Annotated in this window: 24 protein-coding genes and 1 tRNA gene; 13 read left to right on the forward strand and 12 right to left on the reverse strand. The window is 37.6% G+C overall.

Annotated elements, in window-relative coordinates:
* The first annotated feature begins 87 nt into the window (after positions 1–87).
* Positions 88–951 carry a T9SS type A sorting domain-containing protein gene (locus tag B3394_RS11555; protein ID WP_286921474.1) on the forward strand — a complete coding sequence of 288 codons (864 nt, stop codon included), beginning with the start codon at positions 88–90 and terminating at the stop codon, positions 949–951.
* Positions 952–1,003: 52 nt separating this feature from the next.
* On the opposite strand, the gene coaD is transcribed toward B3394_RS11555, so the two are convergent.
* Positions 1,004–1,459 carry a pantetheine-phosphate adenylyltransferase gene (gene coaD / locus B3394_RS11560; RefSeq protein WP_177733697.1) on the reverse strand — a complete coding sequence of 152 codons (456 nt, stop codon included), beginning with the start codon at positions 1,457–1,459 and terminating at the stop codon, positions 1,004–1,006.
* Between the two features lie 24 nt (positions 1,460–1,483).
* The gene (locus B3394_RS11565) at positions 1,484–2,455 is read right to left on the reverse strand and encodes a D-alanine--D-alanine ligase (RefSeq protein WP_273246874.1); all 972 of its coding nucleotides are present in this window, start codon (positions 2,453–2,455) and stop codon (positions 1,484–1,486) included.
* A 144-nt stretch (positions 2,456–2,599) separates the two neighbouring features.
* On the opposite strand from B3394_RS11565, the gene B3394_RS11570 reads away from it, so the two are divergent.
* Together B3394_RS11570 and B3394_RS11575 are read left to right on the forward strand one after the other, a co-directional pair.
* A complete protein-coding gene (locus B3394_RS11570; RefSeq protein WP_177733701.1) occupies positions 2,600–3,220 on the forward strand; it encodes a PASTA domain-containing protein in 621 nt (206 codons plus the stop codon).
* Positions 3,210–4,256, forward strand: coding sequence for an RluA family pseudouridine synthase (locus tag B3394_RS11575; protein ID WP_177733703.1), 1,047 nt, complete (start codon positions 3,210–3,212; stop codon positions 4,254–4,256). Before B3394_RS11570 ends, B3394_RS11575 begins: the two co-directional genes overlap by 11 nt.
* A 176-nt stretch (positions 4,257–4,432) precedes the next feature.
* Here the strand turns inward: B3394_RS11575 and purL are convergent, their stop codons facing one another.
* Positions 4,433–8,119, reverse strand: a complete 3,687-nt coding sequence (purL, locus tag B3394_RS11580) for a phosphoribosylformylglycinamidine synthase (protein WP_286921522.1) — start codon at positions 8,117–8,119, stop codon at positions 4,433–4,435.
* Positions 8,120–8,225: 106 nt separating this feature from the next.
* Entirely contained in the window at positions 8,226–9,779 is a 1,554-nt protein-coding gene (locus B3394_RS11585; protein WP_286921524.1) for a hypothetical protein, read from the reverse strand.
* A gap of 138 nt (positions 9,780–9,917) precedes the next feature.
* On the opposite strand from B3394_RS11585, the gene B3394_RS11590 reads away from it, so the two are divergent.
* From B3394_RS11590 to B3394_RS11605, 4 genes are all read left to right on the forward strand, one after another.
* The gene (locus B3394_RS11590; protein ID WP_177733709.1) at positions 9,918–10,346 is read left to right on the forward strand and encodes a PaaI family thioesterase; all 429 of its coding nucleotides are present in this window, start codon (positions 9,918–9,920) and stop codon (positions 10,344–10,346) included.
* The gene (locus B3394_RS11595; RefSeq protein ID WP_286921527.1) at positions 10,343–11,407 is read left to right on the forward strand and encodes an isochorismate synthase; all 1,065 of its coding nucleotides are present in this window, start codon (positions 10,343–10,345) and stop codon (positions 11,405–11,407) included. The genes B3394_RS11590 and B3394_RS11595 overlap by 4 nt, the downstream gene beginning before the upstream one ends.
* A gap of 24 nt (positions 11,408–11,431) precedes the next feature.
* On the forward strand, positions 11,432–12,148 hold the full coding sequence (gene bshB1 / locus B3394_RS11600; protein ID WP_286921533.1) for a bacillithiol biosynthesis deacetylase BshB1: 717 nt from the start codon (positions 11,432–11,434) through the stop codon (positions 12,146–12,148).
* 62 nt (positions 12,149–12,210) lie between these two features.
* Positions 12,211–12,286 (forward strand) — tRNA-His (locus tag B3394_RS11605).
* Positions 12,287–12,632: 346 nt separating this feature from the next.
* Here the strand turns inward: B3394_RS11605 and B3394_RS11610 are convergent.
* The 8 genes from B3394_RS11610 to B3394_RS11645 form a co-directional block, all read right to left on the reverse strand.
* Complete coding sequence (locus tag B3394_RS11610) at positions 12,633–13,622, reverse strand: phosphotransferase (RefSeq protein ID WP_177733717.1); 990 nt, start codon at positions 13,620–13,622, stop codon at positions 12,633–12,635.
* 429 nt (positions 13,623–14,051) lie between these two features.
* On the reverse strand, positions 14,052–14,681 hold the full coding sequence (locus B3394_RS11615; protein WP_286921567.1) for a hypothetical protein: 630 nt from the start codon (positions 14,679–14,681) through the stop codon (positions 14,052–14,054).
* Positions 14,682–14,898: 217 nt separating this feature from the next.
* Complete coding sequence (locus B3394_RS11620; protein ID WP_286921568.1) at positions 14,899–15,432, reverse strand: hypothetical protein; 534 nt, start codon at positions 15,430–15,432, stop codon at positions 14,899–14,901.
* Position 15,433: 1 nt separating this feature from the next.
* Positions 15,434–16,480 (reverse strand): JAB-like toxin 1 domain-containing protein, encoded by a 1,047-nt coding sequence (locus B3394_RS11625; RefSeq protein ID WP_286921569.1) that lies wholly within the window; start codon positions 16,478–16,480, stop codon positions 15,434–15,436.
* Positions 16,481–16,488: 8 nt separating this feature from the next.
* Positions 16,489–17,529: a hypothetical protein gene (locus B3394_RS11630; RefSeq protein ID WP_286921571.1), complete on the reverse strand. Its 1,041-nt coding sequence runs from the start codon at positions 17,527–17,529 to the stop codon at positions 16,489–16,491.
* The gene (locus B3394_RS11635; RefSeq protein ID WP_286921585.1) at positions 17,529–18,893 is read right to left on the reverse strand and encodes a hypothetical protein; all 1,365 of its coding nucleotides are present in this window, start codon (positions 18,891–18,893) and stop codon (positions 17,529–17,531) included. Before B3394_RS11635 ends, B3394_RS11630 begins: the two co-directional genes overlap by 1 nt.
* A 211-nt stretch (positions 18,894–19,104) precedes the next feature.
* Positions 19,105–19,602 carry a hypothetical protein gene (locus B3394_RS11640; protein WP_286921587.1) on the reverse strand — a complete coding sequence of 166 codons (498 nt, stop codon included), beginning with the start codon at positions 19,600–19,602 and terminating at the stop codon, positions 19,105–19,107.
* Positions 19,603–20,167: 565 nt separating this feature from the next.
* On the reverse strand, positions 20,168–21,076 hold the full coding sequence (locus B3394_RS11645; protein ID WP_286921617.1) for a hypothetical protein: 909 nt from the start codon (positions 21,074–21,076) through the stop codon (positions 20,168–20,170).
* 335 nt (positions 21,077–21,411) lie between these two features.
* Here B3394_RS11645 and B3394_RS11650 point away from each other — a divergent pair, with 335 nt between their 5' ends.
* The 6 genes from B3394_RS11650 to B3394_RS11675 all read left to right on the forward strand — a co-directional run bounded on the left by B3394_RS11650 (position 21,412) and on the right by B3394_RS11675 (position 26,449).
* Positions 21,412–21,645 carry a hypothetical protein gene (locus B3394_RS11650; RefSeq protein WP_286921645.1) on the forward strand — a complete coding sequence of 78 codons (234 nt, stop codon included), beginning with the start codon at positions 21,412–21,414 and terminating at the stop codon, positions 21,643–21,645.
* Positions 21,646–21,813: 168 nt separating this feature from the next.
* Positions 21,814–23,655 carry a tetratricopeptide repeat-containing sensor histidine kinase gene (locus B3394_RS11655; protein WP_286921647.1) on the forward strand — a complete coding sequence of 614 codons (1,842 nt, stop codon included), beginning with the start codon at positions 21,814–21,816 and terminating at the stop codon, positions 23,653–23,655.
* Between the two features lie 11 nt (positions 23,656–23,666).
* Positions 23,667–24,323, forward strand: coding sequence for a response regulator (locus B3394_RS11660; protein ID WP_286921649.1), 657 nt, complete (start codon positions 23,667–23,669; stop codon positions 24,321–24,323).
* 143 nt (positions 24,324–24,466) lie between these two features.
* Complete coding sequence (locus tag B3394_RS11665) at positions 24,467–25,519, forward strand: type I restriction endonuclease (RefSeq protein ID WP_286921702.1); 1,053 nt, start codon at positions 24,467–24,469, stop codon at positions 25,517–25,519.
* On the forward strand, positions 25,506–26,015 hold the full coding sequence (locus tag B3394_RS11670; protein ID WP_177733731.1) for an SH3 domain-containing protein: 510 nt from the start codon (positions 25,506–25,508) through the stop codon (positions 26,013–26,015). The genes B3394_RS11665 and B3394_RS11670 overlap by 14 nt, the downstream gene beginning before the upstream one ends.
* A gap of 23 nt (positions 26,016–26,038) precedes the next feature.
* Positions 26,039–26,449 carry a hypothetical protein gene (locus tag B3394_RS11675; RefSeq protein ID WP_273247171.1) on the forward strand — a complete coding sequence of 137 codons (411 nt, stop codon included), beginning with the start codon at positions 26,039–26,041 and terminating at the stop codon, positions 26,447–26,449.
* The last annotated feature ends 1 nt before the right edge of the window (position 26,450 follow it).

Consider the following 26,450-nt stretch of genomic DNA (forward strand, 5'->3'; position numbering starts at 1 on the left):
ATATTTTTATAAAAGGGGTTTGTTTTTTAGGTATTTTGTTTTTTTATCGTTAGCTTAGTGTTGCTTAATCAATTAAAAAATAAAAATATGAAAAAAATTACTCTTTTATGCTTGTTTTTTTTAATGTCTTTTGCAGTTGAGGCGCAAATTGTGCTCACACATTCTAATTCGCAGGCAATCAATGGAAATACAGTAGCTTGTGGTAACAGTACTACGGCAACATCCAGTGACAACAGGTATTACAGAAGTTTTAACCTGAATGCATTGGGGGTTACGGCTGCTTTTAATTTGTCGGCGATCCAGTTTGGCGTTAATTCCCTGACCGGAGCCAGCAGTTATGTAGTGACCGTTAAGGCATACAGTACAACGGCTGCTTTCCCTGCAGGGTTCCCGAATACCGGATATACTTTGTTAGGACAGGCGGATTATACCGTTCAGACTGCAAATGTGGGTACTATTGTTTCCGTTCCGTTAACGGCTACAGTTCCTGCAAATGCAACGTTAATCGTAGAAGTAGGATATGCCGCAGCGGCAACCGGATCCGGTATCCGAATCATTTTAGGATCCAATTCGGCCGGACAAACAGGACCAAGCTATATTGCTTCGACCACCTGTTCGATAACAACGCCAACAGATGTGGCAGCTGTGGGAACCGGTTTTCCAAATGTACACATGGTTATCAATGCGGTAGGAACGACATTGGGTGTTAATGAATTTGCCTCAAAATTAGTAACGGTTTATCCTAATCCGACGTCAGGATTGTTTACAGTAGAGCTGCCAAACGAATTGGAGATCCAGAAAGCAACGCTGGTTGATATCACCGGTAAACAATTTGCTTTAAAAACCAATACAGGAAGCAAAATTGATATTTCCGGTTTTGCAACGGGTGTTTACCTGTTGAATCTGGAAACGGCTGAAGGAAACTTAGTGAAAAAAATCGTGAAACAGTAAACGTTTCCAGCATGACAAAAAGTGAAGAAGCGCCCGGACAGGCGTTTCTTTTTTATTTTATTTTTACCGAATCCGGTACTAAAACAGTATAATCACCGCCGTTACGGATAACATCGCGGACAATGCTGGAACTGATATAGGAAGTACTGGCAGCCGTTAATAGAAATACCGTTTCAATATGGGATAACTTTCTGTTGGTATGGGCAATTGCTTTTTCAAATTCAAAATCCGCCGGATTGCGAAGTCCGCGGAGAATAAACTGTGCGTTTAACTTCTGGCACAGGTCAATTGTTAATCCCTGATAGGTCACTACCGAAACTTTCGGTTCGTTTTGAAAAGCATCTTCAATGAATTTTTGACGCGTTTCTAAAGAGAACATGTATTTTTTTTCGGCATTGACCCCAATGGCAACGATGATTTCATCAAATAACGGAAGGGCTCTTTTGATAATATCATAATGTCCCAGAGTGATCGGGTCGAATGAACCGGGAAATATTGCTTTTCTCATTTGGTTGGTTTTTTTGCGTTGGAATTATTGTAATGCTAATACGATAGCATTGTCAAACAATTCGGTTAAAGAAATTCCTGCTGCTTTTGCCTGTTGCGGTAAAATACTTTCGGTTGTTAATCCGGGAATTGTATTCATTTCCAGCATATACGGTTCGTCGTTAACAATGATAAATTCACTACGGGAAAAACCTTTCATTTTTAAAACATCATAGGCGCGTTTGGCTACCGCGCTTACTTTTTCGGTCATTTCCGGTGAAATTCTTGCCGGAGTGATTTCCTGGGATTTGCCCAGGTATTTTGCTTCATAATCAAAGAAATCATTTTCGGAAACGATTTCCGTTATCGGAAGTACCGTAGTCACCCCTTTATAGTTGATTACACCCACCGAAACTTCGGTTCCGTCCAGAAAGCTTTCAATGATAATTTCGTTATCTTCTTTATAGGCGTTTGCAATTGCCGGTAATAATTCTTCCACCGACTTTACTTTGGAAATTCCAAAGCTGGAACCAGCTTTGTTTGGCTTTACAAAACAAGGCAGTCCTACGGTTTTGATAATCGTTTGTTCATCAATGCTATCGCCTTCGTTTAAGTAAAAAGAAGTAGCCGTTTTAATGCCGTATGGTTTTAATACAGATAGTAAATCTCTTTTGTTAAACGTTAAAGCAGCCTGGTAATAATCGCAGGACGTTTGCGGAATACCTAATAATTCAAAATAAGCCTGCATTAATCCGTCTTCGCCCGGAGTTCCGTGTATCGCATTGAAAACCACATCAAATTGTAATTTTACACCTTTATACTCCACAGAGAAATCATGACGGTTTACCGGAAATTCAGCATCATTTTCGTCTACCATTACCCATTTGTCCTTAAAAATATGGATGCGGTAGGCGTTGTATTTTGACTGGTCCAGAAATTTATAGACTACATTTCCACTTGTTAAAGAGATTTGATATTCACTGGAATATCCTCCCATAATAATGGCAACATTTTTCATTTTGCTACGTTTGAATTATTAGTTAAGTATATTACAAAAGTATTATTATTTGTTGAATCATTCCGGATTGAATAATAAAATATAAGGCTTTAAAGAAAGTAAAAACCTTTAGTATTTTATATATTTGCCAAAATTCGATTATTTATGAGTTGGAAAAAGTTTTTAACCAGTTTTACATTCTTTAAAAATTTAGCATTAGCACTGATTATCCTGATTGTATTTGTGGTATTAGTAATGCAATGGTTAGGATATGCTACCAATCACGGGGAAGAAATCCCTGTTCCTAATTTGTCAAAAATGACTATTGATAAAGCAGAGGAGAAGTTAAATGACATTGATTTGGAAATTCATTTACTCGATACTGTTGATTTCAAAGCCGATTTCCCGCCTTATTCTATAGTAGAGCAGGATCCGTTGCCGGGAGTAACGGTAAAAGACGGCAGAAAAGTGTATGTTAAGATTAACTCTGGCGGTTACTCGCAAGTGACCATGCCGGATCTTATCCAGAAAACATACCGTCAGTCGCTGTCAACTTTACGGGCTTTAGGCCTGGAAGAAGGAAACGTGAAATATGTTCCGTATATGGCTAAAGATGTTGTTTTGGAGATGAAACAGGGTGGAAAACAGTTAAAAGCCGGCGATAAAGTATTGAAAGCTTCAAAAATCGATTTGGTTTTGGGAGACGGTAAAACAGGATTTGTAGAGGAAACAGCAACGGATAGTATTCCTGTAAAAGAAAATACAACAGAAAGTAATGCAGAATAATAATATAAACGAAGAAGCCGATTTAGACGGTGAATTATTTGAACATTATCGTTTTGAAGCGGCAAAAGGGCAGGCTCCTTTGCGCGTGGATAAATTTTTAATGAATCTTGTTGAGAATGCAACAAGAAATAAAATCCAGCAGGCGGCAACAAATGGAAACATTTTTGTGAACGATATCCCTGTTAAATCCAATTATAAAGTAAAAGCATTTGATGTGGTGCGTGTGTTAATGGAACAGCCGCCGTTTGAAAATGTGATTATTCCGGAGAATATTCCGCTGGATATTGTTTTTGAAGACGATCAATTGCTGGTAATCAATAAACCTGCCGGACTGGTAGTCCATCCGGGACACGGTAACTATACCGGAACTCTGGTGAATGCGCTGGCTTATCATTTTGAGAACCTGCCGCTAAACAGTAGTGAGCGTCCGGGATTGGTACACCGTATTGATAAAGATACTACCGGATTGTTAGTGGTCGCCAAAACGGATATGGCGATGGCCTATTTGACGAAACAGTTTGCCGATAAAACTTCCGAAAGAGAATATGTTGCCCTGGTTTGGGGGAATATTGAAGAGGAGGAAGGAACGATTGAAGGCTATATCGGACGTCACATGAAAGACCGTATGCAAATGTCGGTTTATGACAGTGAAGAGTTTGGAAAACATGCGGTAACGCATTATAAGGTGTTGGAACGTTTCGGATATGTAACATTGGTTTCCTGTATCCTGGAAACCGGGCGTACCCATCAGATCCGTGCCCACATGAAATATATCGGACATACCTTATTTAACGATGAGCGTTATGGCGGACACCTGATTTTGAAAGGTACTACCTTTACAAAATACAAACAGTTCATTGACAACTGTTTTAAGACTTTGCCAAGACAGGCACTGCATGCTAAAACATTAGGCTTCGAGCATCCGGTAACCAAAGAGTTTATGCGATTTGATACCGAATTGCCGCAGGATATGCAGGAATGTATTGAAAAATGGAGAGTGTACTCCAAATCCCACACTGTGGAAGAAGAAGAGTAATAAGTACATTGATATAAAAAATAAGGTGGGNNCCCACCTTATTTTTTATATCAAATCAAATCCCATATCTCAAACTTCGTATCTCATATATTTCAAATCAAACGTCATATATCAAATATCTCAAATCAGTCCTCTACTATTTAAAAACGCCCCGAATCATCGGGGCGTTTTTGTTTTTATTTGTTTTTATTGTCGATCCATTTACGGGCATTTACAAATGCTTCGTGCCATGGCGATACTTCATCCTGCTGTCCTGCCGGATAATGTGCCCAGTTCCAAGGGAACGTGGAACGCTCGATATGCGGCATCATTACCAGGTGACGACCGGTAGTGTCGCACATCATTGCAGTGTTATAATCCGAACCGTTTGGATTTGCCGGATAGCTGTCGTAAGCATATTTGGAAACAATATTGTACTGTTCTTCTGCATACGGTAATTTGAATTTTCCTTCACCGTGTGAAACCCAAACCCCTAATGTGCTTCCTGCTAATGTGGATAACATTACCGAGTTGTTTGGCTGAACGGTAACGGAAGTAAAGATACTTTCGTGTTTTGCACTTGTATTGTGGTGCATTTTTCCGTGTACTTCGTGTTCCGGGTTGACTAATTCCAGCTCCATAAATAACTGGCAGCCGTTACAGATACCTACCGAAAGCGTATTGTCGCGCTTAAAGAAGTTTTTCAATGCCGTATTGGCTTTTTCATTGTATAGGAAAGCACCGGCCCAGCCTTTGGCAGAACCTAAAACATCTGAGTTGGAGAAACCTCCTACGGCACCGATAAACTGGATATCTTCCAATGTTTCACGCCCGGTAATCAGGTCGGTCATGTGCACGTCTTTTACGTCAAATCCGGCTAAATACATCGCATTTGCCATTTCACGCTCGGAGTTACTTCCTTTCTCACGGATGATAGCGGCTTTCGGACGTGGTTTTGATGCGTCGATAACCGGTTTCTTACCGTCGAAATGTAACGGGAAAGTATAGTTTAGCGGCTGGTTTTTATAATTGTTATAACGTTCCTGCGCCATTCCGTTTTTAGACTGTTTCTGGTCTAAAAGGAAAGAGGTTTTGTACCAGATATCTCTCAGTTCCGTAACATTGAATGCAAAAACGTCTTCATTATTGGTAATGGTTACGGTATTGATTTCCGTTACCTCACCAATTTTAAAGAATTCAATACCGTTGTTGTTTAGCACTGTTTCAGCTTCAGCATCTGCCTGGAAAACCAATCCGATGTTTTCGTTGAATAGGGCTTTAACGGTATCCTGTTCTTGTAAAGAGGATAAATCGTAAGCAGCACCCAGATTTACATCTGCAAAACACATTTCCAAAAGGGTAGTGATTAAACCGCCGCTTCCGATGTCGTGTCCGGCTTTAATGTTACCGGCCTTGATTAAATTCTGGATAGTGTTGAATGCCTTTTTGAAATAACCGGCATTGGTAATTGTTGGTACTTCTTCACCGATTTTATTTAAAATCTGTGCAAAAGAAGAACCACCAAGTTTAAAGCTGTCCTGAGACAGGTTGATATAATAAATGCTTCCGCCGTTTCGTTGTAAAACAGGCTCCACAATTTTAGTAATGTCAGCACAATTTCCTCCGGCAGAAATAATAACCGTTCCCGGTGCAATTACTTCGTCGTTCGGATATTTTTGTTTCATGGAAAGGGAATCTTTCCCGGTTGGGATATTGATGCCCAATTCGATAGCAAAATCGGAACAGCCTTTTACCGCTTCATATAAACGGGCGTCTTCACCTTCGTTTTTACAAGCCCACATCCAGTTAGCAGATAATGAAACACTTTTCAGTCCGTCTTTTAACGGTGCCCAGACAATGTTTGATAAAGCTTCAGCGATAGCGTTACGGCTACCTGCTACCGGATCAACCAAAGCCGAAACCGGCGAATGCCCGATAGTGGTCGCAACACCTTCTTTTCCCTGGAAATCCAAAGCCATTACACCCACGTTGTTTAATGGTAACTGTAATGGTCCGGCACATTGCTGTTTGGCAACACGTCCGCCCACACAACGGTCTACTTTATTGGTCAGCCAGTCTTTTGACGCTACGGCTTCCAATTGTAAAACCTGGTTTAAATAGGCAGGGATATTGGCTGTTGTATACTCTAAATCCTGATATTTTCTGTTGATAGTGCTGTCGTTCATGATCACTTTCGGAGAACTTCCAAACATGTCTTCCAAAGCAAAATCCATTGGTTTGGCACCTGTAGAAGCCGATTCGAAAGTAAAACGATGATCGCCGGTTACGTCACCCACAGCATACATTGGCGAACGTTCCCTGTCGGCAATACGCTGTAGCGTTTCCAAATCTTTTTCACCGATAACCAATCCCATACGTTCCTGTGATTCGTTTCCAATGATTTCTTTAGCAGAAAGAGTAGGATCACCAACAGGAAGCTTGTCCAGATCGATTTTTCCACCGGTTTCTTCCACTAATTCCGATAGACAGTTCAAATGTCCGCCGGCACCGTGATCGTGGATGGAAACAATAGGATTGTGATCGCTTTCCACTAATCCGCGAACGGCATTGGCAGCACGTTTCTGCATTTCCGGATTGGAACGCTGGATCGCATTTAATTCAATTCCTGAACCGAAAGCTCCGGTATCTGCCGATGAAACAGCAGCACCACCCATTCCGATTCTATAATTTTCACCACCTAAAATGACTACTTTGTCACCTACAGCCGGTTTTTGTTTTTTTGCCTGGCTTTCTTTTCCGTATCCGATTCCTCCGGCTAGCATGATCACTTTGTCGAAACCTAATTTGCGGGCATCTTCTTCGTGTTCAAAAGTCAATACCGAACCGGTAATTAACGGCTGTCCGAATTTGTTTCCAAAGTCGGAAGCTCCGTTGGAAGCCTTGATCAGGATGTCCATTGGAGTCTGGTACAACCATTTTCTTTCGTCCATGGCATTTTCCCACGAACGGTTTTCTTCCAGACGGGAATATGAAGTCATATACACTGCTGTTCCTGCCAATGGCAAAGAACCCTGGCCACCTGCCAAACGGTCACGGATCTCTCCTCCCGAACCGGTTGCCGCCCCGTTGAAAGGCTCTACCGTGGTAGGGAAGTTGTGTGTTTCCGCTTTTAACGAAATAACCGAATCAAATTCCTGAATGGCATAAAAATCCGGTTTGTCGGCTGTTTTAGGTGCAAACTGCTGTACGCGCGGCCCTTTTACAAAAGCCACGTTATCTTTATAGGCCGAAACGATATCGTTTGGATGTGTTTCGGATGTTTTTTTGATTAATTTGAATAGGGAAGTCGGTTTTTCTTCACCGTCAATCACAAATGTTCCGTTGAAAATTTTGTGACGGCAGTGCTCCGAATTTACCTGTGAGAATCCGAATACTTCCGAATCGGTTAACTTGCGCCCTAATTTTACGGCTAAGTTGTTCAGGTAATCCACTTCTTCCTGACTTAATGCCAATCCTTCTTTTTGGTTGTAGGCTGCGATGTCCTCAATTTCCAAAATAGGTTCCGGCTGGATGTTGATCGTGTAAATATCCTGGTGAAGCGCAGTATATTTCTGGAAAAGCATCGGATCGAAATCGTTAAAATCTTCCGTTACTTTTTCAAATTCCTCAATCCGGATAATGCCCGAAATACCCATATTCTGGGTGATCTCAACGGCATTGGTACTCCACGGTGTGATCATTGCTGCACGTGGGCCAACAAAAAAAGCATCCAGAGATGCCTTTGTATCGTTAAGAACTGTGCAAGGGTTTTCAGTAGCGCTTGCAAACAGCCAGTTTAATTTCGTAATGTCCTGAGCAGAAAGCTCGCTTTGCGATTGTACTGCAAAAACCGTATTGGTCTGGTTTCCGAAGAAATGAATCATTGTGTGTGTTGTTTGTGTGTTGTTTTTAAAAATGCAAAATTAATCTAATTCGGTCAATTAGCCAATTTTGAAATCAGAATTAATTAAGGAATATTTTACCGGGGTTTTATTCCGGAATATATTGATAAGCTCCCAGATCGGAACCGCCGTTTGGTCTGGAATTTCCTAAGATATCTTCTAAAAACGGATTGGCTACTGCTACACCATATCCTCTGGCACTGGAGTTTTCTCCGATGTTCAGCTGGTTTTTAGCGGTGTTTTTGAATTCCGGTTTAAAAGAATTGCTGTTGGAATTTACAGCAATACGGCAATTTGCGTAATCTGTTGTATTGGCAATAGGGTATAGGCTATTGTTGGCATACTGTTGTGCTACATCAAAGAATTTAATCAGGCAGTTGTTGAATTTATAGTTAAAAGCTGCGGCAGGATTTTTACTCATTGAAAGCGAAATATTGCTGGAACCGAAGATAATACAGTTGTCAAACTGGGCTGCTTCCAAAGCAACCGGCTGTTCGGCAGGACCGTTATCGACCGCAACTGCAACCTGATTCGGGCGGGACCAGTAGTTGGCAAAGGTGGATTGACGGAATGTATATTTCCCGCCATAGGTACAGGCTAATCCGGCCTGTCCGGCTTTGTTGATTACAACATTATCCCCTTTAATATGGGCATTACGGGCCAACAGACCAACGTTGGCGCTGTTGTATATCTGAACGTTGGTCAGTTTCAGTGTTTCGTCTGTACCGTCATTTCCTTCGGTTAATAAGCCTACAACGGCATTTTTAATGGTCAGGTTTTTTAAATGGTGTCCGGTACTGCCGTTGCGCAGCCAGATTGTTCCCCATTGTCCCGGAATTTCAGAGAAATCCTGTTCTAAACGATCTCCCTGGAAAATAACTTCATTTTCTAAGGCTTCCGTTGTCGATTTTGAACCGTCCACTTTTAAGCTGCCTCCGGTTTGTACGATCAGTCCGGATTCGGCATGAAAATGGATTCGGGCACCGGCTTCAACTGTCAGTGTTTTACCGGTTGGAACAGCGGCATAGCCGTATATTACATAAGGTTTGTCTTTTTTCCAAAGGAATTCATTCCCGTTATCAGGATGCACCTCATTTAGGTTCCGGCCTCGTGTGGTAAGGATGTTGCCTTCGTTGTCGATACCGGCTTCCACCTGTTCGTAAATGCCGTTCGTACGTCCCGGATAGATGAAATAGGCATCTTTAACCAGCGTTATCAGGTCTACTTTCTGATAGTTGGCACCATAATCAAATTCGATTTTATCGGTATATAAATATTGGGCATCCGGATTGGCATACTCATTATAATTGATAGTGGTTTCCACAAAAATATACATACTGTCTTTTGCCAGCAGTTCTACATTGTTGAATACTTTACCGGGCATACCGTCGACCATTAAACGGTATTTTGAATTTTCTCCTTCTCCTAAGCGTACACTTGGGATTTTGATATCCTTATTACTGCGGTTGTATACTTTTAAAGTATAGGTGCTGGAACCAATATTGGTAAAAACGGTATCCAGATAAACTGTTTCTTTAGAAAATTCTAAATTTCCGCTGCTGGGTTCAAACGAGAAATCGTTACGGCAGGAACTCAAAGAGATTAATATAGTCACTAAAAGAAAATAGTAATAATGGCGCATGGTTTTGAATTTTGGTAAAAATACTAATTTTTAGATGTTAAATTATACTTAAAAGAGAATTTATCTATAACGTTAAGCAAGGTAATTTATTCTCTCTTCGATTTTGATTTTGTATTTTTACCCTTCAAAAACTACACTATGTCATTTGATAAAGAAAAAGTACTGCAACTTTGCAATCATTTGTCGAAGAACACTTTGATGCAAACTTTAGAAATAGAATATATAGATGCCGGAGAAGATTTTTTAGTAGCCAAAATGCCTGTTAATCCAAGAGTACACCAGCCGATGGGCTTATTACACGGAGGGGCGTCGGTTGCCCTGGCAGAAAGCGTGGGAAGTGCCGCTTCTATTATGTTTGTAAATCCTGAAAAACAAGAGGTAAGAGGGATTGAAATTTCGGCCAATCATTTAAAAAGCAAACGGGAAGGAATTGTTTACGGAACTGCCCGGATTATACATAAAGGAAGAAGTCTTCATTTATGGGAAATTAAAATTACCGACGAAGAAGGGAACCTGATCTCCCTGTGTAAGCTTACCAATATGGTTTTACCAAAAAGAGAATCATGACCGATTTATTCCTTAAAGTAAAGATACAGCAAGGGATAAATTTGCCCTTTGTGATCTATTCCAAACCCGGTTCCGATGAAATAGTTGGCTTGTTTCAGAGCAATGATCATTTGTATCATGCCGAAACGTTTGCCGAAACGGGATTTGTTTTTGCACCTTTCGACGGGGAGAATTATGTTTTAATTCCGGAGGATTATGCGGAAATCATCATTGAAAAATATGAAAAGAATGCGCTGTCGGAAGAGGTAAATATTCCAAAGGATTTTGAGCAGGAGGCTAAAGCCGATTTTGAGACACTGGTCGAAAAAGGGGTAGCAGCGATACAGTCTGGATATTTCCAAAAAGTGGTTTTGTCCCGCAAAGAGAAAGTAGCGGTTGAAAATAAGGAAACAGAGTATTTGTTTAACAGGCTGCTGTCTAATTATCCTAATGCCTTTAAGTATTGCTTTTATCATCCCAAAGTAGGGATGTGGATGGGAGCAACGCCGGAACAGCTGTTAAAAGTGAAGGACTACCAGCTGCAAACGGTGGCACTTGCCGGAACGCAGTTGTATGAAGGAACGGAGAATGTGGTTTGGGAACCAAAAGAAATAGAGGAGCAGCATTTTGTAACCGAGTTTATTCTGGATAAGCTTAAAGACCGTGTTTCGGAGGAAGTGGTATCCAGTCCGTATACGGCACGGGCGGGAAATCTGCTGCATATCAAAACGGATATTTCGGCGCGGTTAAACGATAAGGAAAGCCTGAAACAGGTTGTGGAAATTTTGCATCCCACGCCGGCTGTCTGCGGTTTGCCGAAACATCTTGCCAAAGATTTTATTCTTGAAAATGAAGGTTACGACCGGGAATTTTATTCCGGTTTTTTGGGAGAGCTCAACAAGAATTTTTCGACCGGAAGGAGTGAGCATTCCGATTTGTATGTCAATTTGAGATGCATGAAGTTAAAAAAAGAAAATGTACACCTTTTTATCGGTTGTGGTATTACAAAGGACAGTGATCCTGAAAAAGAGTTTTTCGAGACGCTGAACAAATCCATGACGATGAAAAAAGTGTTGCTATAACAGTTACGATATAAAGATTTAAAAATGAAATTAGATATACTGGCTTTTGGAGCACATCCTGACGATGTAGAGTTGGGTTGTGGCGCTACCATAGCAAAAGAAATATCCTTAGGGAAAAAAGTAGGCATTGTTGATTTAACCCGCGGGGAATTGGGAACGCGCGGTTCTGCCGAAATACGCGATGAAGAAGCGCATAAAGCGGGGGAAATATTAGGGATTGCCGTAAGAGAGAATCTCAGGTTCCGTGACGGCTTTTTTGTAAACGATGAAAAGCACCAATTGGAGATCATTAAAATGCTTCGCAAGTACCGTCCTGAAATAGTATTGTGTAATGCTGTTGACGACCGTCACATCGACCATGGAAAAGGTAGCAAGCTGGTTTCGGATGCCTGCTTTTTATCCGGATTGCGACGTATCGAAACGGAAGTGGATGGTGCAGCTCAGGAAGCCTGGCGACCAAAAGTAGTGTACCATTATATACAATGGAAAAACATCACTCCCGATTTTGTAGTGGACGTAACCGGGTTTATGGATACAAAGGTTGCCGCAATAATGGCATACAGTTCCCAGTTTTATGAGCCGAATTCTAACGAACCGGTGACGCCGATAGCCACAAAAAACTTTTTGGAAAGCCTGAATTACCGCTCTCAGGACCTGGGAAGACTAATCGGGACCGATTTTGGTGAAGGTTTTACGGCAGAGAGATATTTGGCTGTCAATAGTTTAGAAAATTTAATATAATTTTCTTTAAAAAATATTTGCAGGATATGGGAAATGGCGTATATTTGCACCCGTAATCAAATGGTGATTGTAGCTCAGTTGGTTAGAGCGTCGGATTGTGGTTCCGAAGGTCGTGGGTTCGAGACCCATCATTCACCCTTAAACAACGAAAGCCTGTGCGATATAAAGCACAGGCTTTTTTATTGGGTACAACATAGGTAAAAAGATAATTATAGATATTCAAATATAAAATCAGTTCTTAGTCTTTTTCCAAATCAGCAGATTTATCGGGTGACGACTTGATCTACGCTTGATTTATCATTATTTGGGCTTTTCGTTATCTCTGATTGGTTAATAGCAAAGCCAGGACCTCTAATTTTTCTGGGAGATCTTCCTTATTAGCATCAACATTATTGTCCTGTTTACCGGACAATTGCTCCAATTTATTCTGATTTAACCATGAGAGCTAAAAAAATGTGAGCCGTTCGTTGTTTTCCAATTGTTATTACATTTCAATTTTATTATAAGCCATCCACCGTTTCATATTTCCTACCATTCGCTTTAAATGGTCTTCATTTAAGAAAATATTAGTCCAATATTCAAATCTGTCACACTGAACACTTATGTAATAGGTCATAATTGCTAAACAGGCAAAAGGCAAAAACTTTTTTTCTTCGTCACTAATCTCAATTACGGATTCGTAACCTTTTAAAAAACGTTCGGCTTTTATCTGATATTCTTCTTCGTTTAAATTTGTTGCAAGTAACTGGTATAAAAAATAAGAAATGTCAAAACATAAATAGCCGTTTCCACAAAAATCAAAGTCAAAAAAGGTCACGTCTTTTTCATCGTAAATATGTAAATTGTCAAACCAAACATCAAGATGAACGCTTCCATATCTCATTTTCTGTTTGTCCATTCCGGGCATTTTCGACGTTAAGAAAATTGAGAGTTTTTCCAAAAATTCAGTTTCGCTGTTGGCTTTAGCGAAGAACTTTTTTATTCTTATAATAGAGTTGTCAAGTAAGTTTTGAGAATTATAAGACATTCTCGACAATTCAAAATTTTCTGTCGATTGATGGACTTTTGCTAGTGCTTGTCCAATTAAGAAACTTGTTTCAGCTGAAAATCTTGCTGTCTTGTTGCCTTTGGCATATGAAAATAAAACACCAAATCTTTTTCCTTCCGGCGCTTCAATTTCTTGTATGTATTCGTTTGATTTGTCTACTATTGGATAAGCAACCTGTTTGTCATTTTCTTTAAGATGAACTAAAAGTCTTAATTCTTCTTCTATTTCTGATTTTGTCCGCCAATTCCAGGTATAAACTCTAAAAACGTATTTGTTTTCGTTATCATGAACTAGGTATAAATGGTTCATTGCAAGGCGGAAGATGCTACATTCCGTTTTGTCGCTTAGTCCATATTTTTGCCTGATAAGTTCACTAAGTCCATTTGGCGAAAGTGTGCTATTTATTGTCGAAAATTTTTCTGTCATCAATCTTTGTTTGTCTATTGGTTATGGTTGCTGTACAATGACGGCTAACGCTCTAATTTACGCATTGCGTCAATCATCTTTGTATTTTGTATAAAGATGCGCTAAGTTAAGATGATTCTTGTTTTTTTATCTGAAATTATCTGAATTATATTTTGATTAAACAATAGTTTTTGAATATAATACCTATATTTTAAAGTGCCGAAAATCAGTGTTAATATTTTCTATTAAATCTTTATTGAATTAAGGTGCCGAATATTGTGGGTTCAGGCCAATCATATATCCAAAACAACGAAAGCCTGTGCAATTATAGAGTACAGGTTTTTTATAGAGTACAACAAATTATAAGGACTATTTACAATCCTTATTCAACTCGTTATACATTACCCGTTTGTGGTTCGTTTCAGGATGTCGGAACGCTTTAAAATTTTATTAATCGTTTATATCAAATAACTTAAAAAGAACATTTTCTTTGCTTTCTTTTTTTATTAATTCCTCCAAAGCATTAATATTATCCGTTTCATAAGGTTTACCCACATACTCCTGTCTGAATTTTTTAATTTCATTCATAGAATATTCCTTTCCTTTAAAGTAATTATCTAACGCTATTTTGTATAATGAATTGCTAGATGTTGGCTTTTCAATCTGATTGAATTCTGCGTAGCATTTTTCTAATACATTTTTTGAATCAACTGCATTAATTTTCAGCTTAAGAATCCCTTTTTGCATTTTTAAAGAAGGATCAGTACTATTGGAAGTTAACTCATCCAATTGTTTAATTGCAGCTTCGTATTTTTTTATATTCGTTAAAAATTTGACTTTACTATACTTGAAACTGTTATTTTTCGGGTCACATTCAATAGCCTTATCAAGATAATACAAAGCACTATCATTTTCTTCTACCACTAACTTTTCGTTAAACTTACGAAAGATTGCTTTACAATCATTTGCACTTTTTTTTTCAACATTATTTACATTATTTTTCACAACTGTATTTTTATTTTGACAGTTTGAAAGTAACCCAATAAACAAAAATGGTAGAATTAAAGTTTTATTTTTCATCTTGTATGGATTAATTTCCTGATTTTAAATATTTCCTCATCCCGCGTAGCTAGATTTGTTGTTGCAGTATATGTTTTAAAGCTCAAATTCAATCCCAATTCATCCTGTAATTGTTTAATAAAGAAGGAAATTTGTTTCCTTCTTTATTAAATATTTGATGTCTAAAAAGAAAATAAATTCATTAATTAAATATTAACTTTTATCACTACAATCAATTTTATTCAGTATAAATATCAGATGCACAGCTATTATTAATTAGAACATAATTATTATCTAATATTTTAAACGTTTGTAGACATGAATTTATACTATTCCCATAATAAATTTTGAAAGAAGTTGATTCATTTTCTATATTGATTAGTCCTTTTTCAAGATAATAATCTCCTGAGTTTTTTATTAGAATAAGTGTATTGTCAATCAACATACCAGCAAAGAATGATTCGTTCATAAAATCTTTTTCTTCTTTATTATTGTATAAATATTCGGAATTGATTATTTCTACAATAAATTGATTGTCTTTTTTTAATAATGAAATTGTAATTGAATTTGGTTCTTTCTTATATCTTTTTTTAAAGCGCTCTTTAGAACTCAAAATTAACTTTTTAAAATTGTGATTGCTTATAATAAATTTCCGAGTTGTGATTAGTTCTTTATTGTTTTCTACCTGAAAATTCTCCATTTTTTTTATGGAACATGAATCAAGTAAAAAGATGATAAGGGTAAGCAAAATAATAGCTTTGAATCTTGCCATTTTAATAAGGGTTATATTTAAATCCATGATATACATTGAATTTGGGTTCGTTGATTTTCTTGTTAGGAGTTGTCTCTTTAAGATTTTTTATGTTTTGATCTATAACTGACCGAAAACGTTGATCAGCATTAGAAGCTCCAGGACCATCATAATATGGATGACTATGTGTATGCTCTTTAAGGAATCCAGATTTAGAGTATTTATTAGCTAAATCAGCCCCAAAATAATCTCGATCTTCTATTTGAGATGTTAATATCATGCTTTTCTGATTGGAAGCATTTTCAGGATTAGAAATAGTAATTAAAGAAAATTCAACATTGACTTTATCTGCTAAGAATTCAAAAACGTTTTTAGCTTCAGATTGATTTTTTCCAAAGTCAAGGCTATATCCCTTAACTGCATTGTTTTTACTATCCTTCATACTTAAATCTTGCTTATTATCTAAAACACCTTTGGAAACATCAACACTTTTATTTGTTAATTCTCCTTTACTATTATAATTAGCAGTATTACCCCTGATTAATTTATCTATTTCTTTTCCATCTTTATCATAATATACTTTATCATCAATTTTATTAATATTTCCTTTATTATCTACTCCATAAGTAGAATCATTTTCTATAGCCTGCATACCATCCGGGTCAATAAAATAAACAGGATTGTTAAATACAAACGTATAAGGCGACCAACTAGGAAATTCCTCCGCTAATGGATCTGGTGATAACCATCGGCTGGCAATATCCCCGACAGGTCTTGTATATTCACCGTTAATCCTGTCAGGTTCTATAATACCGACAATCTCTTTTCTATCCACATGGAAACGAACTGAGCCTATCGTTACAACACTGTCCAGGTCGTGTACTTCAAGGTATTTTCCCTTACTTAAGGTAGCAATTCTTGCCTTATAGCCGAATTTCGCAAAAGGATTGGCTGCCTGTATATTCTTTTCCCTGCGTTCCTTTTCTTCTTTGGGTAGCTTTGTTTTTTCCTGTGCGATAATTGCACCGGAAACAAGCAAACATATCATAATAAAATAAAACTGTTTCATGATTGGTTTTATTGTTTGTTAAAAGTATTCAATTTTTTATTTTCATATTTATCTCTTTCGGTTTTAAGTGACACTAACCAGTTCAAATACATTTGTTCCGGCATAAACCGATAGCCTGATTCATGGATATAGGCATATTCTTTTTCTAATGAACGGAATTTCTTTTTTGCTTTTTCCGGATCGGTTTCCTGCTCAAGCTGTTTTTTATGGACTTCGGCTTTTAGAATTAACGCAGTTGCAAAGTTCGGGTAAGCCTTGATTGCGGTTTCAGCACATTTTAAAAGGAAAGTGCCGTCATTGTAAGGGAATGATCTTTCGTAAGCTTGTGCAAGGTCAATCAATACAAGTGCAATACTTTCTTTGTCGTTCAGAGCTTTCATATAAACCCCGTTTGTAATGGCATCTACATGAATAAATCCGGAAGCCATCAGCCAAGCGTCATTCGGGAATATTCCGCTTGTTAGCTCGGTGTTATACCAACCATTCGCTTTGTTTTGATGCTTGATATAGACATGGCTTGGTGCAAGGGCTAAATGTGCAGATGTTCCCTGTTCTTCGCATAAAATTTTGTACAGATAGGGGAGTGAATGACAATTCCCTTTTCTGGAGTAAAGCAGTTTTGATACAAACATATTGGCGATGTCTTTACTGCCGAATACATCCTCAAAATCATATTGGAAAGGAATGTATTTATATTCCTTGTCATTAATTACTAATGGAATACTGTCGCATAAAACCTGATAGGTAGCAGCCCATTTATTTACGTCTTTCCTGTCGTTTTCGAGATAGGCTAAAAATCTATTCTCAACCAAAGAATGACAAAGACTGGTTAGGATTTGGATTTCTCGGTTTACAAAAACCGTATCAATATGTCCGTTGAAATAAGCATTCTCCACCGAAAATACCGCCTTTTTAAAGCTGTACGTTCTTTCGCCTTTCAACATACTGTTTAAAAGCGTAAAACTGTCTTCGTAAGCCTTTTGCTGGTCTTGCGCTATAATGTTGGTCGCGCTTATCAGAAAAAAGAATAAAATTATGAACTGCTTCATTAATTACGCAAGGTTTTGGCTTTAGCATTAAGCCCGTTAAACATTTTTTGTATTCTGTCGTTTTCTTGTTTCTGCTCGGTATTCTTCATAGCCTGTAACCATTTCTGATAAGCTTCGGCAGGCATGGGTTCGTAACCAAGATTGTCAACAGCATTATATTGTTCGTTAACCATGTTCAACAATTCAACTGCTTTTGGGAAATATCCAATCTGTTGAAGTTGTTGGTGATCACGTGGATTAATGTTTAGTTGCTTCATTACGTATTCAAAACGAGCTGTATCAAGATTGGCTTTAATCATATTCGCATTGATACTGTTCGGATGAAGTTGCAAAGCTTTATCAATTACCTTGGTTATAAATTCATCATAACCGAATTTATGAATATAACCTTGGGCTAAATCAACAAGCTGTTGCGCCATAAGTTCTTTACGGCTTAAATTCTGCATATATATTTTATTCTGCAATGCTTCGGATTTGATATAGCCCGATTGTAGAATATAGGATGTTGTTGAGAACATCCCGTTGGTCAATTCAATATTATACCATTTACCATTATCATCAGGAAAGCGGATATAGGAATGGTTCGGAGAAAGAGATAAGTAGGCTTCTGCACCGATCTCGTCTGCTAGTATCAGGTACAAAAGCGGCATGGAATGGCATTGTCCTGTTCCAGTTTTAAGCAGCTTAGTGATAAACATTTTGGAATGATCTTTTAGCCCTGAATAATCGTCAAAATCATATTGGAACGGTACATGTTTTTCTTTTGATTTTTTTAGCTGTAATGTTTCCGAAAAAAACTGAAATAGTATGAAGTTTTTGGCGGTATTACTATTTGTATCATAACCACGTTCTTTCATAATTGAGATCAGAAATGTACGGTAATTGTTTATTGTTTGGTCAAATACCTGTTTGTCAAGCTTATTGTTGTAATAGGTGTTTTCAATTAGAAATGTATTTTCTTTAAGCGAATACAGACTATCTGATAAAATCAGCTTATCAAAAGCCTGACAATAATATTCTGCTTCTGGGCGAGAAGCCCAGGAGGGTAAAGAATACAGCATCTCGGCTTTTAAGGTTGTGATATCTGTATTAAGCGCATTATAGGTTTGTCTTTGCAGTATTGTCTGTTTAATGTTGTATTCGATTTCTTTTATGTTAGCTTCGTTCTGTTGCTGTGTTTGGCTTATAGTTTGCTTAAAATAATCAGATTGTTTTGGAATGCCCCGATTGATTGTGTTAAGCTGTATAGCGTAATTTGGTATCGTAACCCATTTCGGCATTGGTAACTCAGGAATATTTTGAGCAAGACCAGGACAGCCGAAATGTAGTATAAGAAGATTTATAACATGTCTGGTCCTGGTCATAATTTTGTAGTTGTAATTGTTTGATTTTCAAATGTAAAGTAAAATATGCTTGCATAAAGCACTTATAAATACACATCAATACGCAGATGTTTTTATAAGTGTGAATGAGTATATTTTGAATGTTTAATGAGCTATAATGTCTTAAGCGACTTTATTTCTAAAGCCGCTTTTTTTATGCTGTTTAATCCAACCAATAACACCACCTCAATCTTTACTTTATTACAAAAAAACGGATAAAGTATATTGTAAAAATGACTCCTCCAATTATAAAATAGCCGATAGCCTTATACCTGTTTTTGGCTTTTTTTTGTTCGTCAATAGCCACTTTCTCGTTTACCTTTACATCGCGGTAGCCTTCCGGTCTAAGTCCGTTCCGGAATCTTCTGTCTCTGGAATACATCATTTCCTCTTTTATACGGTACAGCATCTTATAGTTTTTGGTATAGTTCACATAACCCCGGTAGATGACAATTAAACTTCCCACCAGCGGTAACACTAATGAAAGTATAATAGCCCAAATGAACTTTACATAAATATATTCCCTTTCTTCTTTCAGATCGGTATTTTGGGTCGTATTTGAAATCAGGTTTAAAGAAGTGACCTGAGAGTCGGTATAAACACGATTGTTTAAGGATCTTCCATAATCCCTGCCCGCCTGGTTAACGGCCGATCTGATAAAACCTTTTGCTAAACTGTTAATGAATGCCATACTTTTTTATATTTAGATTATACGTTTTATATGCCTGTTGGAACAAGGCATAATGTTCAGTACAAACTTATTGAAGCGTATGACAGCGGCATTACGGTTTTCCGTAATCTGATGTTGGATAGGAGAAGTAAAAATTGTATTAAAAAACTTATATAAATTTATATTTATAAGAAAAATAATACAATTTAGAATCATTACAAATTGTTTTATTTTTCAAAAATTGTGTTAATTACTATTTTTTTACTATTTGATGTTGTTTTAATGTAAAAAATAGTCATAAAAATTTTTAATTTAATGAATTTTTATACATTTGAAGAGCAAATTTAAACTCTCATGTCTAATTTACTTGAATCGGTTATTAGGTTTTTTACAAAAAGCAAGAAAAAACAATTAAGTTTTGAAGGTAAATCCAATGTAAAAAGACGCGATGGAAAGACACTTTCCAAAAAGAAAAAACAAAACTGGTATTAAGAAAAGCCTCATTATTATAATGAGGCTTTTCTGTTTTTTAACGATATAATACGTATATATTTAAAAGGCGGGGCACATGGTGTCCCGCCTTTTTTTATTTGTTCGGATTTAAATCGATATAGGTACTAATGATATTGGGTGTTATCTTTTTTAATGTTTCCCCGGTTACCGGATGTTTCCCCGGACTATTGAACAATTCTATATTTCTTTCCGGCGATTTGGAATACCAGACTATAGGCTGGCCGCTTTCGTCAAAAAATACAAGGGAAGAGCTGATGGGCAGCTGTTTGAATTCCAGTAGCAGTTTTTCATCTAAAGCGATAATTTTTCCCGATTTTGCTGTGGTATTGCAGTCAATAGCTTCATAATGGTCACTGGCCCATATCATACAGTTTTTAGGTGTAAAAAAGTGTTCCGTCATGACCCAGATCAACAATATCAGTACCGTTGCACCACCAATAGCCCATAAGAATTTTGCACTCCGCTCATTAATGGTCAGAGGACCTTTTGGCGGAACCGGCGGTATCCCGTCTTTTTTTTCATCATCTATATTGACAAAGCCTTGGATAGTATCAGGATTCTCCTTTTCATTAGCCATAGTTTCAGATTCACCCGGATCTGTTTCCGCTCCGGCAGGAGTTGGATTTGCTGCTTTTTGAAATTCTTTTGTAAATTTCTGAAGCGGTCTTGGCTTAAAATCCACTAAAATTGCGGCCATGTCAATAGCTTCATCCCGAAGTTCCGTTTCACCTTTTAAAAAAGTTCCTATCGGCTTAAAGCGATCGGTATCTTTTTTTATTTTTTGCACTTCGTCTTCCTTAAACTCAAATCCAAAGAAAATCCTGAAAGCTGATAAATCTTCCGGATTTTTAGTTTCCGTAAAAATCCTGATGCACAAATCTCTCAATTTTGCAGCAGATGGATTTGGTATTTCCCCAAATTTTTCCTCTTTATATTTTGCCCTGACGGCAGCTTTATAGGCTTCAATTATATTTTTTCTCATAAGCAATAATCAGAATTTACTGGAATAAAACGGAATCTTCAGGAATTGCCGGAATTACCGGAATTCCATTGTAAGTACCTGAAATATTGGACATTTCTTTGCCTCAGAATTAGTTCACGTCTTGACATGCATTAGAGACAAATGTACAAAACTACTTCTAACATAGTGATGCGGAAAAACGTAATGTAATTATCCGGGAAGTATAATCTATACTACGTTTTTACTGCTTCACTACACTTCCCACAAGAAAAATCAAACGGCGTTGCCCTGAAAAAAAGGATCCGGATAGTACTCCGGACAGCAACGCCCATGTCCAAATTTTAATTATTAAAATCATGAAAAAAGTATTTTTTATAGCTGCATTCGCAGTAACAGGAGTGTTGTTAGTATCATGCACAACAGACAATGAGGCAATGTTTGAACCAACTCAAAAACAAAAAGAAACAGTATTTCAGAATCCTTATGAAGGGGTTTATGCAAAAGATGGTGATACGATTCCGCCTAATGTTGGAGGTGGCGATACAGGAGGAGATGGTACATTACCAATCAAGCCGCCAAAAAAACCATAATAAATGAGAATATAATTTAATTATAAAATTTAGTAATTTCGGGAAATGATACTTAAAAAGTTTTGTTTCCCGTTTTTATTGGTACCAATTGTAATAGTTCTGTTTTCCTGTTCAAAAGAAAAAAAGAATAATTCACAAAGGTATCCGCCGGTTGTGGACAGTATTAATATGCATATTCAGAATAGCGAAATTGAAACTGATACAACAAAAGAATTCCGATTAAAAGAAATTAATCTTGCCGAACGATTAGCCGATCAGAATAATATTGATTCGCTGAGACTAAAGACAATGAAGACTAAAGCTGCTTTACTAAACAGCTATTATCCCGATAGTGCAAAAGCATATATTGAAAAGTATATAAAGCTTTCCAGAACAAAGAAAGATACTTTTCATCTGGGCAATGCGATCAGAAATTTAGGATTATATGATCATTATCATGCGAATAATGACAAGGATGCTTTGATTTGTCTGGATACGGCAAAAATTATTTTTGAAAATAAAAAAGATAGCCTTGAGGTTGTTTATACCCAGCTTTTGATTTCAGATGTATTGGAAAAGTCCAATGCTTATTTTGAAATGGAATCGATTAATACGGATGCACTGGATTTTTTAAAAAACTCCGATATGACGTATTATTATGAGATAATTTATAATAATTTCGGTATTTCCTATAGAAACACTTACGATTTTGACAGCTCTTTAAAGTATTACAATCTGGCGTATAAATTATCAGAAGACAAAGAAAATAAGGCAATTATAGCCAACAATATCGGACTGACCTTAATTTCCAAAGGCGATTATGAGGCCGCTATTGCCGTTTTAAAAAAGACCGAAAAACAGACCTCAAATAGCAGCACTCAGGCTAAAATACTGGATAATCTGGGACTGGCTTATTTTAGAATGAAAGACAATAAAAGCCTGAAGTATTTTAAAAAAGGCTATGATTTGCGAAAATCGAATCAGATTAAAGACGATTTAATTATCAGCAGTATTCACCTGTCTGATTACTATAAAGACACGGATCCGGGACTTTCAAAAAAATATGCCCTGGAAGCCTATCAGGGAGCAACCGATATTAACAGAATTGACGATCGGTTAGAAGCGCTGAAACTATTGACCGGTTTGAGTTCCGGTATGGAATCCCGGCAGTATTTTTTCAGGTACAGTACTCTGAATGATAGTATCACTAAAGTGCGGCAATCCAATAAAAACACATTTGCCAAAAACAAATACGATTATAAGGAAGCAAAAGCCAGTGAGGCGGAAAAAAGCCTGCAATTGGCCAAATCGGAAAACCAAAGGCTGGTTATGGCATTTGTTATTTTTGTGGTGGTGCTGATTGTTTTTATAATGTACTGGCGCCACAAAAAAGAAAAACAGCTTACTGCGGTACGAAACGAAGCCCGTTTGCAGAATGAAAAACAACTGGAAAAATACAAAACGGAAACCCGGCTGTCTAAAAAAGTACATGATGAGCTGGCAAACGATGTATTCAATACGATGACTTTTGCCGAATTAAAAGACTTATCAGATAAAGACAATAAGGAAGTACTGCTCAATTACCTGGATAAGATCTATAAAGGTAGCCGGAATATATCCCGCGAGAACAGTTCGGTCGATACGGGAGTAAATTATCCGGACCAGTTGAGGGACGTGATTAAAGGATATAAAAGCGATGCGGTGAATGTGATGTCTAACGGAATCGATACGATCGACTGGAATGCGACAGAACCCGGAAAGAAAATTGTGGTATATCGTGTTTTACAGGAACTGCTGGTGAATATGAAAAAACACAGTAAGAGTACGATAGTGGTGATACGGTTCCAGATGAATGACGACAAAATCCAGATCGATTATTCCGATAATGGTATTGGTATTGCTAAAAATGACCTGACTTTAAAAAACGGATTGCAAAATGTGGAAACCCGTATTGAAAGCATTAACGGAACCTATACTTTTGAATCTGTTCCTGAGAAAGGATTTAAAGTAAGTTTTTCATTTCCAAAGTAAATTACATGAATATGTTTAGAAAGATTTTAATTGCCGAAGATTTTGATACTGTGAATTTAGGAGTAAAACAACTGTTGGAAGAGTTCGCACCAAAAGAGAATATTCAGCATGTACAGTATTGTGACGATGCCTTGTTAAAAGTTAAAAGAGCCCTTTTTGATAAAGAGCCGTTTGATTTGTTAATCAGCGATTTGTCTTTTGTAGAGAACACGTTTCGCGAGAACAAATTAAATTCGGGTGAAGAACTCATCGCTGCGATCCGCAAAGAACAACCGGATATAAAAGTCATTGTTTATTCTGTAGAAACAAAACCGTATGTCATTAAGTATTTGTTAGAAGAACTGGATTGTAATGCCTATATCAGTAAGAGCCGGGAAAGCATGCGGGAATTCAGGCAGGCTATAAAAGTGATTTTCGGCAGTGATGAGAAGTTTGTATCGCCGGAATTGAAATACAGTAAGGCGGAAACGGAGCTGGATGAAATTGACGAGCTGGATATTAAGATCATTGCGGCACTGTCAAAAGGTGCCGATCAGAATGAAATTGCCGATGATCTGAATTATAGCCGGAGCAGTATCGAAAAACGTATCAATCGATTAAAAACATCGCTCAAGGCTAAAAACAACCCGCATCTTGTAGCGATTTCAAAAGATCTGGGATTAATTTAGAAAAAATGAAGTACAAAAAAACGCCTCCATTCCGGGGGCGTTTTTTATTTCCGGCTATTTAAAAATTGCTTTTACGGAAACCCGTAATGGATTCATCCGCAGTAGGTATAGTTTTGAAGTGTTAAACAAAATATAAAGCAATAATGGAACTAATTACCCAACTCAAATCCTTAGCGGATAAAATCAATCAGTTAAAAGATAAAATAGAAACGGAAGAATCAACAAAGCACGCTTTTGTATTGCCGTTTATAAACCTGTTAGGTTATGACACTTTTAATCCGACAGAAGTAGTACCGGAATTTACAGCAGATATCGGACTGAAAAAAGGCGAAAAAGTGGATTATGCTATTTTTCAAAATGAAGAGCCGATTCTTATTGTAGAATGCAAAAACTGGAAAGAAGACCTTACGGTACACAATTCACAACTGTTTCGCTATTTCCATGTTTCCAAAACAAGATTTGCGCTATTGACAAACGGAATCCAGTATCAGTTTTATACGGATCTGGAAGAAAAAAACAAAATGGATGAAAAACCATTTTTAGAGTTTGATATTACCAATCTGAAAGAGAATACGGTTCACGAAATCAATAAATTCCACAAATCCCATTTTGATGTCGATAAAATTGTAGACAATGCCAGTGCTTTAAAATATACCCGGGAGATCCAGAAACAAATCAGCGAAGAACTGCAAGCCCCGTCGAATGAATTTGTAAGGCTTTTTGCTAACAGGGTCTACGCAGGACGATTAACCGAAAAGGTAATGGAAGAATTCAAAGGACTGGTACATCGCGCCTATAATCAGTTGATTAGTGATAAGATCAACGACCGGCTGAACTCTGCTTTAAATAAGGAAGCACAAAAACAAAAAACCGACCAGGTTGAAGCCGTTGAAGAGACAAAGATTAACACGACCGAAGAAGAAATGGAAGGCTATAGAATTGTAGTGGCTATTTTGAGAAGAAAACTGCCTACAGACAGGATTGTTTGCCGGGATACCCAATCGTATTTCGGAATATTACTGGACGATAACAATCGCAAGCCATTGTGCCGTTTGCACTTAAATGGCGGTAAAAAATATATCGGATTATTTCATGAGCAAAAAAATGAAGTAAAGCAGCACATCCAGTCGGTTGACGATATCTATCTGTTTGAAAAAGAACTCCTGACAACTGCAGCGCTTTATGAAACAGAATAAAACCAAAACCCTGTTACTGCTTTTACTGGCAGGTTTTATGGGAATACCTGTTACTGCGCAGGTAAAAAGCAACCTGATTGCTTCCTGTTGCGAGAGTGACGGAGGAAGATGCTCCGGATCCAGTTATTGTTCTGCCTGTACCAACTGTAGCCGTTGTAAGCATTGTAAAGCTGGCGGAACCTGTGGTGCCTGCAGCAATGAAAGCAGTGATAGGGAAGCGCGAACGTATCGGAAAAAGGCAGACCGAAAACCGGTAGTTATAATCGATAAAGCTGTTAAAACAACTAAAAAAACGTTGTACTATACCAATCAGCCGATATTTATAACCGTTGCCTTTGTCAATCTCCGGCAAGGTCCCGGAACCAATTATAAAATACTGGAAAAAGTAATGAAAGGCAGCCGGGTTTTATATATCGAAACAACGGAAGCCTGGATCAAGGTCAAAGCAGAAAAAACAGGCACTATAGGCTATCTGCATAGCGACAACCTCAAATAAACAACCTTAATAAATGTATATAGATGAATACAACTATTGCCATGTCAATTGAATTAAAAAGTCATTTTCTCCGACTGTATCAGATGGCGTTATCCGATGACAGCTTTGATGTTTTAGAGCTACAGATGCTTTATCATTTTGCAGACGAAAGAGGCATCCCGAAGGATGAACTGGATAAACTTTTTATGAATCCGGTCAGTACTGAAACAGCGCTTCCGGAAGATCTGGAAACGCGAATCGAATACCTCTATGATCTTACCCGGATTATGTGGGCAGACGGAAAAATTACCGATGATGAAAAGAATACCTTAAAAAAGTATTGTAAAAAGTTTCAATTTCTTGAGGAAAACATAGAAGAGCTGGTGAATTATCTGATTGATTGTGTCCAGAAAGGAATTAAAAAGGAAGAAATTATTAATCAATTAAACGCATAAA

This window comes from Flavobacterium sp. UBA4197 (assembly GCF_002379575.1).
Taxonomy (GTDB): Bacteria; Bacteroidota; Bacteroidia; order Flavobacteriales; family Flavobacteriaceae; genus Flavobacterium; species Flavobacterium inviolabile.

Coding starts and splice junctions, on each gene's coding strand:
- B3394_RS11645 (WP_286921617.1), bottom strand. CDS start 21,076: ATGAGAAAAAATATAATTGAAGCCTATAAAGCTGCCGTCAGGGCAAAA.
- B3394_RS11630 (WP_286921571.1), bottom strand. CDS start 17,529: ATGAAGCAGTTCATAATTTTATTCTTTTTTCTGATAAGCGCGACCAAC.
- B3394_RS11655 (WP_286921647.1), top strand. CDS start 21,814: ATGCATATTCAGAATAGCGAAATTGAAACTGATACAACAAAAGAATTC.
- B3394_RS11555 (WP_286921474.1), top strand. CDS start 88: ATGAAAAAAATTACTCTTTTATGCTTGTTTTTTTTAATGTCTTTTGCA.
- B3394_RS11660 (WP_286921649.1), top strand. CDS start 23,667: ATGTTTAGAAAGATTTTAATTGCCGAAGATTTTGATACTGTGAATTTA.
- B3394_RS11635 (WP_286921585.1), bottom strand. CDS start 18,893: ATGACCAGGACCAGACATGTTATAAATCTTCTTATACTACATTTCGGC.
- B3394_RS11650 (WP_286921645.1), top strand. CDS start 21,412: ATGAAAAAAGTATTTTTTATAGCTGCATTCGCAGTAACAGGAGTGTTG.
- B3394_RS11615 (WP_286921567.1), bottom strand. CDS start 14,681: ATGAAAAATAAAACTTTAATTCTACCATTTTTGTTTATTGGGTTACTT.
- B3394_RS11565 (WP_273246874.1), bottom strand. CDS start 2,455: ATGAAAAATGTTGCCATTATTATGGGAGGATATTCCAGTGAATATCAA.
- B3394_RS11670 (WP_177733731.1), top strand. CDS start 25,506: ATGAAACAGAATAAAACCAAAACCCTGTTACTGCTTTTACTGGCAGGT.
- B3394_RS11570 (WP_177733701.1), top strand. CDS start 2,600: ATGAGTTGGAAAAAGTTTTTAACCAGTTTTACATTCTTTAAAAATTTA.
- B3394_RS11675 (WP_273247171.1), top strand. CDS start 26,039: ATGAATACAACTATTGCCATGTCAATTGAATTAAAAAGTCATTTTCTC.
- B3394_RS11585 (WP_286921524.1), bottom strand. CDS start 9,779: ATGCGCCATTATTACTATTTTCTTTTAGTGACTATATTAATCTCTTTG.
- coaD (WP_177733697.1), bottom strand. CDS start 1,459: ATGAGAAAAGCAATATTTCCCGGTTCATTCGACCCGATCACTCTGGGA.
- B3394_RS11575 (WP_177733703.1), top strand. CDS start 3,210: ATGCAGAATAATAATATAAACGAAGAAGCCGATTTAGACGGTGAATTA.
- bshB1 (WP_286921533.1), top strand. CDS start 11,432: ATGAAATTAGATATACTGGCTTTTGGAGCACATCCTGACGATGTAGAG.
- B3394_RS11625 (WP_286921569.1), bottom strand. CDS start 16,480: ATGAAACAGTTTTATTTTATTATGATATGTTTGCTTGTTTCCGGTGCA.
- B3394_RS11595 (WP_286921527.1), top strand. CDS start 10,343: ATGACCGATTTATTCCTTAAAGTAAAGATACAGCAAGGGATAAATTTG.
- B3394_RS11665 (WP_286921702.1), top strand. CDS start 24,467: ATGGAACTAATTACCCAACTCAAATCCTTAGCGGATAAAATCAATCAG.
- purL (WP_286921522.1), bottom strand. CDS start 8,119: ATGATTCATTTCTTCGGAAACCAGACCAATACGGTTTTTGCAGTACAA.
- B3394_RS11590 (WP_177733709.1), top strand. CDS start 9,918: ATGTCATTTGATAAAGAAAAAGTACTGCAACTTTGCAATCATTTGTCG.
- B3394_RS11620 (WP_286921568.1), bottom strand. CDS start 15,432: ATGGCAAGATTCAAAGCTATTATTTTGCTTACCCTTATCATCTTTTTA.
- B3394_RS11640 (WP_286921587.1), bottom strand. CDS start 19,602: ATGGCATTCATTAACAGTTTAGCAAAAGGTTTTATCAGATCGGCCGTT.
- B3394_RS11610 (WP_177733717.1), bottom strand. CDS start 13,622: ATGACAGAAAAATTTTCGACAATAAATAGCACACTTTCGCCAAATGGA.